The 12,326-nt window shown below is 67.2% G+C and carries 10 protein-coding genes; 5 read left to right on the plus strand and 5 right to left on the minus strand.

Annotation, left to right across the window (positions count from 1 at the left end):
- Positions 1-2: 2 nt before the first annotated feature.
- Complete coding sequence (locus OXQ33_RS09025) at positions 3-1,517, plus strand: efflux transporter outer membrane subunit (protein WP_267434352.1); 1,515 nt, start codon at positions 3-5, stop codon at positions 1,515-1,517.
- A 5-nt stretch (positions 1,518-1,522) separates the two neighbouring features.
- On the plus strand, positions 1,523-2,158 hold the full coding sequence (locus tag OXQ33_RS09030; RefSeq protein WP_267434353.1) for a TetR/AcrR family transcriptional regulator: 636 nt from the start codon (positions 1,523-1,525) through the stop codon (positions 2,156-2,158).
- A 107-nt stretch (positions 2,159-2,265) separates the two neighbouring features.
- Here the strand turns inward: OXQ33_RS09030 and OXQ33_RS09035 are convergent, their stop codons facing one another.
- Positions 2,266-2,478, minus strand: a complete 213-nt coding sequence (locus tag OXQ33_RS09035) for a hypothetical protein (RefSeq protein WP_267434354.1) — start codon at positions 2,476-2,478, stop codon at positions 2,266-2,268.
- Between the two features lie 142 nt (positions 2,479-2,620).
- Positions 2,621-5,452 carry a TonB-dependent receptor gene (locus OXQ33_RS09040; RefSeq protein WP_267434355.1) on the minus strand — a complete coding sequence of 944 codons (2,832 nt, stop codon included), beginning with the start codon at positions 5,450-5,452 and terminating at the stop codon, positions 2,621-2,623.
- Positions 5,453-5,588: 136 nt separating this feature from the next.
- On the opposite strand from OXQ33_RS09040, the gene OXQ33_RS09045 reads away from it, so the two are divergent.
- The 3 genes from OXQ33_RS09045 to OXQ33_RS09055 all read left to right on the plus strand — a co-directional run bounded on the left by OXQ33_RS09045 (position 5,589) and on the right by OXQ33_RS09055 (position 9,297).
- Positions 5,589-7,157, plus strand: coding sequence for a tryptophan halogenase family protein (locus tag OXQ33_RS09045; RefSeq protein WP_267434356.1), 1,569 nt, complete (start codon positions 5,589-5,591; stop codon positions 7,155-7,157).
- Positions 7,154-7,864 (plus strand): SapC family protein, encoded by a 711-nt coding sequence (locus OXQ33_RS09050; RefSeq protein WP_267434357.1) that lies wholly within the window; start codon positions 7,154-7,156, stop codon positions 7,862-7,864. The genes OXQ33_RS09045 and OXQ33_RS09050 overlap by 4 nt, the downstream gene beginning before the upstream one ends.
- 77 nt (positions 7,865-7,941) lie before the next feature.
- Complete coding sequence (locus OXQ33_RS09055) at positions 7,942-9,297, plus strand: chloride channel protein (RefSeq protein WP_267434358.1); 1,356 nt, start codon at positions 7,942-7,944, stop codon at positions 9,295-9,297.
- A gap of 66 nt (positions 9,298-9,363) precedes the next feature.
- Here the strand turns inward: OXQ33_RS09055 and OXQ33_RS09060 are convergent, their stop codons facing one another.
- The 3 genes from OXQ33_RS09060 to OXQ33_RS09070 all read right to left on the minus strand — a co-directional run bounded on the left by OXQ33_RS09060 (position 9,364) and on the right by OXQ33_RS09070 (position 11,973).
- A complete protein-coding gene (locus OXQ33_RS09060) occupies positions 9,364-9,735 on the minus strand; it encodes a reverse transcriptase-like protein (RefSeq protein ID WP_267434359.1) in 372 nt (123 codons plus the stop codon).
- Positions 9,732-11,351, minus strand: a complete 1,620-nt coding sequence (locus OXQ33_RS09065; protein ID WP_267434360.1) for an NAD(P)/FAD-dependent oxidoreductase — start codon at positions 11,349-11,351, stop codon at positions 9,732-9,734. The genes OXQ33_RS09060 and OXQ33_RS09065 overlap by 4 nt, the downstream gene beginning before the upstream one ends.
- 139 nt (positions 11,352-11,490) lie before the next feature.
- Positions 11,491-11,973 carry a GNAT family N-acetyltransferase gene (locus tag OXQ33_RS09070; RefSeq protein WP_267434361.1) on the minus strand — a complete coding sequence of 161 codons (483 nt, stop codon included), beginning with the start codon at positions 11,971-11,973 and terminating at the stop codon, positions 11,491-11,493.
- Positions 11,974-12,326: the final 353 nt, after the last annotated feature.

Raw genomic sequence — 12,326 nt, forward strand, 5'->3', positions numbered from 1 at the left:
CCATGATCCGTTCCAAATCTGCCTTGGCCCTGCTGGCGGCGACGACGCTGGCCGGGTGCAATCTCGCCCCCAAATATGTCCGCCCGGTGGGCGCCGTCCCCGCGACCTTGCCCCAGGACGGCATTTATCCGGCGGCGGTGTCCGACGCGCCCGATGTGACCAAGATCGGGTGGCAGCAATTCTTCACCGACGACCGCCTGCGCCGCACCATCGCGCTGGGTCTTGAGAACAACCGCGACCTGCGCATCGCAGCGGCCAATGTGTTGCAGGCACGGGCGCAGTATCGGGTGCAGCGTGCGGATCTGGTCCCTTCGACCACCCTGTCGGGTTCGGGAACCTATACCAACAACATCCAGGGTGCGGCGGGCGCGCTCGGCGGCGCGGCGGGCGGCGGTGCCGGGGCGGGTACCGGCACCGGCACAGGAACCGGTGCTGGCGCCGGGGCCGGTGGCACGGGCCTGGGCGTCGGTGTGGGCTCGTCCGCGTCCAATCTGGAATTCTATTCGGTCAATGCCGGTTTCTCGGCCTTCGAACTCGATCTCTTCGGTCGCGTCCGCAACCTCAACCGCGCCGCGCTGGAACAGTATTTCGCGACCGAGGAGGCCCAGCGTTCGACCCGCATCAGCCTGATCGCCGAGATCGCGACGGCCTGGCTGACCTATGCGTCGGACCAGGACCAGTTGCGCATTTCGCAGGAGTCGTTGAAATCCTTCGCGCAATCGCTGGAGCTGACCCGCGCGCAGTTCCGGATCGGCGTCGCCTCCGAACTCGAGGCGCGACAGGCCGAGACGACCTATCAGGGTGCGCGCAACGACATCGCGGTGTTGAAGACGCGGGTGGCGCAGGACAAGAACGCGCTCGACCTGCTGGTCGGCGCACCGGTGCAGGTCGATCTGCTGCCGCAAGGATTGGGCGAAAGCGGTGCGGCCTTGCCGGTGCTGCCCACCGGCCTGTCGTCCGAGATATTGCTGCGCCGCCCCGACGTGTTGCAGGCGGAGCATCAGTTGATCGCGCAGAACGCCAATATCGGCGCGGCGCGCGCGGCGATGTTCCCGCGCATCTCGTTGACCGCGACGCTGGGCACGATCAGCACCGCGCTCAGCGGCCTCTTCGCGGGTGGCAGCTTCACCTATACCGGCGCGCCGTCGGTCTCGCTGCCGCTGTTCGACGGGGGACGGCTTCGTGGCAATCTGGACGTCGCGCGTGCGCAGCAACAGGCTGCCGTCTCGACCTATGAGAAGACCGTCCAGACGGCCTTCCGCGAGGTCGCCGACGCGCTGGCGCAACGCGGCACCATCGACGAGCAGATCGCGGCGCAGACGGCCCGCGTGGAGGCGGCGAATGTCGCGCTGAAAATCTCGGATGCGCGGTACCGGACGGGCGTCGAGTCCTTCCTGACGACGCTCGATTCCCAACGCACCGCCTATTCGGCGCAGCAGTTGCTGGTGACCACCCGCCTCAATCGCGAGAGCAACATGGTGGAGCTGTACCGTTCGCTGGGCGGCGGGCTGAACTAGCCGATATGGGCGATATCCTGGTTTCGCCTCCGGGCGGTCGCGATCCCGTCCCACGGTCGCGCGGCCGCCCCAGCGTCGAGCGCGCGGCGGAGATCGGCCATCTGGTCGTCGAAGCCGCGATCATCGCCTTTGTCGAGCAGGGCCTGGACATTTCCATCGACCAGATCGCCCAGTCGGTCGGGGTAAGCAAGCAGGCGGTCTATCGGCGCTGGTCCAGCAAGATATCGCTGCTGATGGACGTGATGGACCGGGTCATGGAGACGGTCCATTTCCGTCTGGCCGACGGTCTGCCCCGACATCCCGTGCTCGCCCTGAAGGAATTGTCCTGGCGCATGTGCCGGCCGGATGGGGGCGTGCGCGAGCGGAGCGTCACCATCCTGATGTCCGAGGCGCTGAACGACAAATCCATGCACCAGTGGTTCGCCCTGTGGCGCAAGGCGCATTTCGATTTCTATCGGGCATTCGTCCTGACCGCCGCAAGGTCGGTGGGCCGGGAGGAACAGGCGATGGTCATCGCCCGGATATTGCTGGATATGGTCGAGGGGGTCAGCCGAGCGACCTATTGGGAAAATCTGTCCGACGCGGACTGTGCGGCGCTGTTTTCGCAAAAATGGGATCGGATGACGCCGATGCTGCGCTGACCGGCGATCGCGCCGCGTCAGGCTCGATCGAGGAAAGGCCGCCCCGTCAAGGGAGCGGCCTTTCGCTTTTCGATGGGCGGGTCATGGCCCGCGAGATGGCGCGACGATCAGCTCGGATGGGCGGCGCTGACCATGGCGGCTTCATCCTCCTCGGTCGGGATCGACGCATCGAGCCCGTCCGCCGACGATGCGGGATCGCCCTGGGCCAATGCCATCTGCTCATAGGCGATCTCCAGATCCTGCACCCCCGAGCCGGTCGGCTGGATGGGGAGATCGGCAAAGCTGGCGGGCTCTTCTGTCGCAACGGTTTTTTCAGGCACGTCGTTCTCCTTCCTAAGCGGAATGAACGCGCGGCCCGCGATTTCGACCCAGACCGATCGTGTCGCTGGGCGGCCGGATCAGCCCGCATCACCGTCAGAGGAAGGGAGCGGGGTGATCGGTCCACCCCGCCCCGGTCACGCATCAGAAGGAGAAACGGACGCCCGCATCATAGCGCGGCCCGAAATTCTGATAGCGCAGCAACTGGTTGTCGAACCGCCCGGTCGCGAAATACTTTGCGTTGAACAGGTTCGTCCCCTCGACGAAGACCTGGGCGAAGGGGGTGACGTTCACCGCCACGCTGCCGTCGAACTGGCCGTAATCGCGCACGAACACCGGCTCGTTGCCCGGACCGCCCGCGAGCTGCTGAAGGAAGCGTTCGCGCCGGTTATAGGCGATGCGCGCCGACACGCCGAACTTCTCGTAGAACAGGGTCGCGTTCTGCGAATTGCCGATGCCCTCCGCCGCGAAGGACTGACCGATCTGGCTGACGTCGAATTCGCGGTTGGTCGAGACGAAGGTCGCGTTGGCCTGTACGCCGAAGCCGCTGAGCACGCCGGGCAGCCAGTCGAGCGTATGGACCAGGTTCAACTCCAGCCCCTTGATCTTCAGCGACTGGGCGTTGCGCGGACGGCGCACGCTGAACTTGGCGGTGTTGGGCCCGACGATCAGCCCGCCGACCGGCAGGTTGCCCGCATTGGCGATGGTGAACAATTCCTCGCCGAAGGTCTGGACGATGAAGTCGTCCACCGTCTTGTGGAACACCGCCGCCGAGAGGGTGGTGGTGGGCGTGGGATACCATTCCAGCGACAGGTCGAAATTGGTCGCGCGATACGGCTTCAGGTCGGGATTGCCGCCGGTCGCGGTCAGCGTCGCGGGGCGCAGCGTCCCGATGTCCAGGCTGGGCGCCAGATCGCCGATCGCGGGGCGGGTCAGCGTCTTGTAGGCGGCGAAACGCGCCTGGAGCTTGGTCGTCAGGTTCAGTTTCGCGTTCAGGTTGGGCAGGAAGTTGCTGTAGGACGAACGCTTGTTGACCGACACCGCCGCGCGGTTGTTGGCGAAGACGCCGGTATAGGTGGTCGGATCGCCCGCCACGGGAAGCAGGTCGGTCAGCTGCAACTGCTGCCCGGACGAGACCAGCTCGGTATATTCATAGCGTCCGCCGATATTGATGAACCAGGGGAGCCCCGCGACCGTGCCTTCCAGGTCCATATCGGCATAGCTGGCGAAGACCTTTTCACGGACCCGTGCCGAGGGCTGCTCGGTCACCGCATAGCCGTTGGTCCGCGCGAAGATCGCGGCGGTCGTCCCCACCGGCTGGCCGCGCGCCAGGTCGAGCGCGGTGGTCGCCGCCGGGCTGGTCAGATAGTTGAAATAGGCCTGCGGGTCATAGGTCAGGAAGGTGGTCGGCACGCTGCCGCCCTTCTGCCCCAGCGAACCGAGGGTGAAGGGCGAGAGGAGCGACGGATCGGCCAGCGTCGGGTAACCGCAATAGAGGCAGCCGATATTCGGGTCCGACGAGAAGGGCACGTTGCTCTTGTCGCGCGATGTGCCGGTAAGGCCGAAGCGGAGCGCCGAGACGATGTTCCAGCCCGGCTTCCATTCGGTGTTCCAGCGATATTCCTGGACCTTCTCGGTCACGTCGTTGCCGCTGCGCCCGGCGATATGGGTGCGGCCCAGCGCCGGGTTGGTCAGCACGCCATTGTCATAGCCGGAGGTGGAGGGGATGCCGTTCCCTTCCGCCGCGCTGAACGAATATTGGGTCGGCACGCCGATGACGGTGAAATAGGATTTGCCGCCGCCCGCATTCTTGGCCTGCGAATAGGTGGCGTCGAAGACCATGCGCACCGTATCGGCGGGCCGCCATTCGGCGTTGAACCCGGCCTCATAGGTCGTCGTCTCGCGCACCCCGCCGGAGGCGATGAAGTCGGCATTGCCGTTGGTGGTCAGCGAGGTGACGCTGCGGTTCGAATCGATCTGCGCGGCGGTATAGCTGGTCGGCTCGAACCAGCTGCCCAGGCCCCGCGTGGTCGTGTCGCTCTTGAACCGGTTGTAGAGGCCGTCGACGGTGAAGGTCAGCTCGTCGGTCGGCGCATATTGCGCGACCAGCGTCGCGCCCAGGCGGGTGCGATCGTCGCGCGTCTCGTTCACGTCCTGGTTACGCGGCGCATAGACATTGGTGTAGAGCGGCGCGCTGTTCGGGCCGACCGAGGTGCCGGGGATATAACCATCGGTGCTGATCGCCCGGATCGAGGCGATACGCTTCTGATAGGACAGCGAGGCGAGCAGGCCCAGCTTTCCGTCGGCAAAGGTGTCGCTGAGCAGGCCGAAGAGCTGCGGCGTGAATTTCTTGCTGTTGCCTTCGTACAGCGCCTTGCCGGTGAAGACGCCCTTGAACTCCTTGAGCGCGAGCGGGCGGGGCGTCTGGACGTTGATCGTCGCGCCGATACCGCCGCCCTGAAGCGGGGCCTGCGAACTCTTATAGACCTGCGCGCCGCTGATCAGCTCGGCGGGGATCAGGTCGAAGGAGAAGGCGCGGTTGTAATTGTCGGACGCGAAGCTGCGCCCATTGAACAGCACCGTGTTGAACGCGGGGCCGAGGCCGCGCACGCTGACCGAGGCGCCTTCGCCATTGCTGCGGTCGATCGCGACGCCGGGGATGCGCTGGAGCGATTCGGCGACGTTGGCGTCGGGGAATTTGCCCAGGTCTTCGGAGGAGATCGCGTCGAGGATACCGGCGGCGTCGCGCTTGATCGCGGCGGCGGATTCGATGCTGCGACGGATGCCGGTGACGATGATGTCGCCCGACGTGCCGTCCGCCTCGCTCTGGCTGGGCAGGGTGGCGGTCTGGTCGGCCGGCGGAGTCTGCGTCTGGGCCAGGGCCGGCGTGGCGGTGATAAGTGCGACAAGTGCGGTGGACAATCCGGCACGGCCGAGCAAACGGCCACGAATGGTTGTTGCAGCGACTTGAGTCATATCTCTCCCCTATGTCAGTCTCGATTTCAGCCTCGGCCGGGCTGCTTGATCGGCGTTTGTTATGCGCTATGTCTGACAAATTCAAATGAAAACGATGCTGCTGTAGATCACCGTGCGGCAATTGGAGGGGAAAGCGATGACGGATCGAGCGGCGGCGGGGGATCGGCCCGTGCGACGGGTGGTCGTGGTGGGCGGCGGCTCGGCGGGATGGATCGCGGCCTGTCGCCTGGCCGCCGGCGCGCGGCGGACCGGCGGCGACGTCGCGGTCACCCTGGTCGAATCGAGGAACGTGCCGACGATCGGCGTGGGCGAGGGGACCTGGCCGACGATGCGCAACACGCTGGCGAAGATCGGCATCACCGAAACCGACTTCATCCGCTCCTGCGACGCGGCGTTCAAACAGGGCGCGCGCTTCGTCGGCTGGACCGACGGGACGCCCGGCGATGCCTATTACCACCCGCTCAATCCGCCCGCCGGGGCGACCGAGATCGACATGGCTCCGCACTGGCTGCACGGGCGCGAGGCAGGGGCGGGCGACTTCGCCGATTGGGTCGATTACCAGGCGATGCTGTGCGACGCGGGGCTGGCGCCCAAGAGCATCGTGATGTCCGAATATGCGGGCCACGCCAATTATGCCTATCATCTGGACGCGGGCAAGTTCGCGACCCTGCTGCGCCATCACGGTGTCGGCGTGCTGGGGGTGGAGCATGTGCTGGGCGACGTGGCGACGCCCCGGATGACCGACCATGGCGATATCGCCGCGCTGGAACTGGCGGATGGCCGCGTGGTGGAGGGGGATTTCTTCGTCGATTGCACGGGCTTCGCCGCGCTGCTGATCGGGGACGTTTACGAGGTGCCATTCCGGCGCTGTGGCGATGTGCTGTTCGCCGACCGGGCGATGGCGTTGCAGCTTCCCTACGAATCCGAGGACGACGCCATCACCTGCCACACCGTGGCGACGGCGCAGGATGCGGGCTGGATCTGGGACATCGGGCTGTGGACGCGGCGCGGGATCGGCCATGTCTATAGCAGCGCGCATATCAGCGACGATGCGGCGGAGGCGGCGCTGCGCCGTTATGCCGGGCCGGGGGCCGACGCGCTGAACGTTCGCCGGATCACCATCGATGCCGGGCACCGGACCCGCTTCTGGCAGAACAACTGCGTCGCGGTGGGGCTGTCCGCCGGGTTCATCGAGCCGCTGGAGGCGTCCGCCCTGATGCTGATCGAGACGTCGATGGACGCGATCGCCGACCGCCTGCCGCGTACCCGCGCCGCGATGGATGTGATGGCGCGGAAGTTCAACGCGACCTTCACCCATCACTGGATGCGGATCATCGAGTTCCTGAAGCTGCATTATGTCCTCACCCGGCGGACCGATACGGAATTCTGGCGCGACAATGTCGCCGCCGCCTCCATCCCGGACGGCCTGCGCGAGCGGCTGGAGCTTTGGCGGCACCATTCGCCCGGCCCGCAGGACTTCGACCATGCGCGCGAGGTGTTCTCCTGGCCCAGCTATCAGTACATCCTGCACGGCATGGGCTTTGCCAGCGCCTATCCCCGGGTCGATCCGGCCTCGCCCGATGCGGCGACGGCGCAGCGTTTCGCGGCACGTAACGCGCGGGCCAAGGACGAACTGCGCGCACGGGCCCCGCGCCACCGCGATGTGTTGCGCGCGATCCGCGAACATGGTCTGCAACGGGTATGACCGGCCCCGTCCCGCTTTGCCCGACCGCGCACGGTGCGCTGCGTTATGACCGTCATGCGGCGGGGGCGACGCGGCGCTTCGTGCGCATCGGCCTGTCCGAACTCGCCTTCGCCGCCGCCGACATGTCGCTCTGCCTGGCCAAAGACGGGCAGACCGGGCGGTTCAACCTGATCGCGCTGATGGCGCTGGTCGAGCCCGCCAATCTGTTCGTCTTCGGCGGCGGGTTCCAGGCGACCTATGTCCCGCGCGCGGCGCTGCTCGGCGGGTTCCGGCTGCATGATGGCGGGGTGGAGGGGCTCGCGATCGACCCTGCCGATCCGACAATCGGCGAAACGGGCGAGCCGCTGTTCGCGCAGGGCGCGCCCACGCCGTTGCCGGGCCGTGTCCGCACCGCGCTGACCGAGGTGATCGCCGATATGCAGGCGGCGCAGGCACTGGTCGACCGCTATGCCGCGCTGCGGTTGATCCGGCCCTTGCCGCTGTCGCTGGAATTGGCGGGCGGTGGGGAGCATGATCTGGCCGGGCTGTACACCATCGACGAGGCGGCGATGCAGGCCTTGCCCGACGCCGCGCTGATCGCGCTTCACCGCGCCGACGCGCTTGCCCCGGCGGCGGTGATGGCCGCGTCGCTGGCGCAGACCGAGCGATTGCGCCAGTTGCACAATGCCCGCTTCACCCCGGCCATCGACCGGGTGACGTTGGGCTGATGCGCAGCCGGGATCGGGGAGGCGGACGGCGGCCTCCGGCTGGTTTTCGATGGCGATCCGAGTGTAGAGGACGGCATATGGCAGACCCCCGATCGGACAATCCCGGCATACGGAAATGGACCCCGGCCCGCTACCGCGCGCTGTTGCGGGCGCAGGGTCCCAAATCCGTCCACTTCCGGACGCGGCTCGCCATCCTGATCGGTGCGGTCGCGGTGGGGCTGGCCGCGACCGTCTTTGCCCAGGCCGCCGATCTGGCGGGCGAGATGTTCGGCCATTTCGCCGCGCGGTGGCGTTGGGCACCGCTGGTGGTGACGCCGCTCCTGTTCGCCGCTTTGGTCTGGATCACGCGGCGCTTCGTGCCGTTGGCGCGCGGGTCGGGCATCCCCCAGGTGATGGCGGCGCAGGCCGATCCCGATCAGGCGACGCAAGGGCTGGTGTCGATCCGCACCGTGATCGGCAAGGCGGGGCTGACCCTGGCGGCGGTGCTGGGCGGCGCGTCGGTCGGGCGAGAGGGGCCGACGGTGCAGATCGCCGCCGCGATCATGGGGCTGACGCACCGGATCCTCGGCGTGCCGTTGCGCGGCGCGGTGCTGATCGCGGGCGGCGCGGCGGGTGTGGCGGCGGCGTTCAACACGCCGCTGGCCGGGCTGCTCTTCGCGATCGAGGAACTGGCCTCCGCCTATGAGCAGAAGGTGACGCTGCTGGTGATCGCCGCCATCGCCATCGCGGGGATGGTCGCCCAGTCGGTGCAGGGCGATTATGTCTATTTCGGGCTGATCGGCGCGCATATGCCCATCGTCACCGCGCTGATCGCCGCGCCGGTGGCGGGGATCGTCGGCGGACTGGCGGGGGGCGGCTTCGCCCGGCTGATGCTGATGATGGCGACCGGGACCAACCGGGTGACGCGGTGGAGCAAGCAGCGGCCGATCCTGTTCGCGGCGCTGTGCGGTTGCGTCGTCGCGGGGCTGGGCGTCGGGACCGGCCTGACCTGGGGCACCGGCTACGGCGCGGCGCGGGCGATGATCGTCGGGGTCGATGCGCCCCTGTGGTTCGGCCCGGCCAAGTTCCTGGCGACGCTCGCCACGGCGGTCGCGGGGTTGCCGGGCGGCATCTTCGCGCCGTCGCTGGCGGTCGGGGCGGGTGTGGGCAATCTGCTCCGCTCGATCTTCCCGGACTCGCCCGCCTCCGCCATCGTGATCCTGGGGATGGTCGGCTATTTCGCGGGCGTGGTCCGCGCGCCGCTGACCGCCGTGATCATCCTGTCGGAAACGACCGCCAGCCGTGGCCTGATGCTGCCCATGTTCGCGACCGCCTTCATCGCCGATGGGGTCAGCCAGTTGGTGTGCCGCGAAAAACTGTACCATGGACTGTCGCGCACCTTCGCGATGGCTCATTCCTCCCCAGCAAGGGGAGGTGGCAGTCCGGAGGACTGACGGAGGGGTGTCCCCCTATCGAGGGTGTGACACCCCTCCACCATGCTTCGCATGGTCCCCCTCCCCTTACAGGGGAGGAAAGCCTTGATGGGCCTTGGCCAGCGCGATCCCGGCGAGATTCTGGGTGCGCTTGATGTGGCGCAGCCGGAAGCGCGGCGGGCGGGGAAGCGTGGACCAAAGCGCGAAATGCTCCCGATGAGCGGGCGGCACCCGCACCTTGCCCATGGCCTGCGCGATCACCGCCGCCGCGTCGCCGAGCAGAAGGACATCGTCCAGCCCCGCCTGCTGCGCCGCCTGCATGGCCGCGATCAGCGCCAGCCACTCGGCGGTCATGCTGTTGCCCGGTCCCAGGTCACGGGTGATATGGGTACGCCCTCCCAGCACCACCGCCCATTCCATGCCGGAGGGACGGTGGCCGCCGTCGAAGAATATCTTCACGGACGCGCGACGATGCTCTGCGCGACCGCTTCGGCGGTCTTGATGCCGTCGACCGCCGCCGACAGGATGCCGCCCGCATAGCCCGCGCCCTCGCCCGCCGGGAACAGCCCGCGCGTGTTGAGGCTGTGCCCGTCCTCGCCGCGTGTGAAGCGGACCGGCGAGGAGGTGCGGGTCTCGACGCCCGTCATCACCACGTCCGGGTGATCATAGCCGGCGATCTGGCGGCCGAAGACCGGGATCGCCTCGCGCATCGCCTCGACCACGAAGTCGGGCAGGCACTCCGACAGGTCGGTCGGCGTCACGCCGGGGCGATAGGAGGGGGTGACCGACCCCAGGATGGTCGAGGGGCGCTTCGCCAGAAAATCGCCGACCCGCTGCGCCGGAGCCTTGTAGTTGGAGCCGCCCGCGACATAGGCGCGCTCCTCCCAATGGCGTTGCAGCGCCAACCCCGCCAGCGGATCGCCCGGATAGTCGCGCTCCGGGTCGATCGCGACGACGAAGCCCGAATTGGCGTTGCGTTCGTTGCGTGAATATTGGCTCATGCCGTTGGTCGCGACGCGGCCCTCTTCGGAGGTGGCGGCGACCACCGTGCCGCCGGGGCACATGCAGAAGCTGTAGACCGTCCGCCCGTTCGAGCAATGGTGCGAGATGTGATATTCCGCTGCGCCCAGGACCGGATGGCCCGCCTGATGCCCGAAACGCGCGCGGTCGATCCAGCCTTGGGGATGCTCGATGCGGACGCCGATCGAAAAGGGCTTGGCCTCGACATGGACACCGGCGCTTTGCAGCATCGCGAAGCTGTCGCGTGCGCTATGGCCGATGGCGAGGACGACATGATCGGCTTCCAGATAGCCGCCGCCGTTCAGGTGCAGCCCGCGCACATGACGCTCGCCCGATCCGTCGGTTTCCACATCCAGCCCGTCGACGCGGGTGGAGAAGCGATATTCGCCGCCCAGTTCCTCAATGGTCGCGCGAATGCTCTCGACCATCGTCACCAGGCGGAAGGTGCCGATATGCGGATGCGCCTCGGTCAGGATCTCCGGCGGTGCGCCCGCCTTGACGAACTCGGTCAGCACCTTGCGGTTCAGGTGGCGCGGGTCCTTGATCCGGCTGTAGAGCTTGCCGTCCGAGAAGGTGCCCGCTCCGCCTTCGCCATATTGGACGTTGGATTCGGGGTTCAGAACGCTGCGCCGCCACAGGCCCCAGGTGTCCTGGGTCCGCTCGCGCACCACCTTGCCGCGCTCCAGGACGATCGGGCGGTATCCCGCCTGCGCCAGCACCAGCGCGGCGAACAGGCCGCAGGGCCCCGCGCCGATCACGACCGGCCGCTTCGCACCCGGCGGTGGGGCGCTGGGCAGGTGGTAGCGGGTGTCGGGCGTCTTCTGCACATCGCGGTCGCGGCGGAAACGCTCCAGCACGGCCGCTTCGTTCTTCAGGTTGACGTCGACCGAGTAGACGAGCTGGATATTGTTCTTGTCGCGCGCATCATGCCCGCGCCGCGCCACGACGAAGCGCACCAGCTCGCGCGGCGTCACCCGCAATCGGCGACAGATGGCGGCGGGCAGGGCCTCGTCCGGATGGTGGAGAGGCAGTTTCAATTCACTGAGGCGGATCATCCCGCGCGCCATACAGAATTGCGCGAGATCCCGCCATCGCCCGCGTGTCAGAGTCCGTTTGGAAACTCGCTTACAGTGAGTTTCGAGCGGGCCGGTGCCGCCGGAAATTGGCTCTTTTGCCAATTTCCCAGACAGTTTCTCAGCCGTCGGGCGTGACGACCAGCATCTTCTGCACGATGCCGTCACCTTCGCGCCAGGTGCGAAAACCCATGGCTTCGTAATAGCGCAGGCCCATCGCATTGTCGGCACCGATACAGGCGTCGATCCGGGGCAGACCCGCCGCGACCGCCGCGGGCCGCGTCGCCGCGAACAGCGCGGTGCCCACGCCCCTGCGATGCGCGCGCGGGCTGATATGGGTGCCGATGATCCCCCAACCCTCGGGCACGTCATAGCGATTGCCGGGCACCGCGCGGACCAGCGACTGAAAGCCCATGACGGTACCTTCGGCGTCGAGGGCGACGCTGCACCGGACGCTGTCGCGGTTCGCGATATAGTGCGACAGGGTGAAGTCCGGGTCGTGCGGACGCATCCGACCGGTGATCGCGATGATGTCGAGGAGGACGCGGCTCAACGCCGGTGCATCCCGTTCGACGGCCGGGCGGATCAGCATGACGGCACGCATTCGGCCGGGCGGTGTGACGTGCTCAGGTCGATGGCGACATGGGACAGCGTTTCGCCTTGCTCGTCCATCGGCCGGAAGGATTTTCGCCAAAATGGGTTGTTCGGCCACGAGCGGCGGACAGCAAGGCCCCGTTCCACCTGTGGCCGCTCAATGGGAAGGTGCAGGCCCGCATTTGACGGCTTTCTCATGAGGGGATCGATAACGAAGGCATGTGAAAACTTGGTTTCCAGCTGACAGGCGCGGACGGCCTCATTTGCGCTTAATGCTCTTGGATTTCTGTCTGTCTGACCATTCCGGTCAGTTTCAGCCCTGGTAAGGTGCTGTGGTTCGCCCGGCAGGAATGGGACGACGTT

This window comes from Sphingomonas sp. GM_Shp_1, from assembly GCF_026540895.1.
In the GTDB taxonomy this organism is placed as follows: Bacteria; Pseudomonadota; Alphaproteobacteria; order Sphingomonadales; family Sphingomonadaceae; genus Sphingomonas.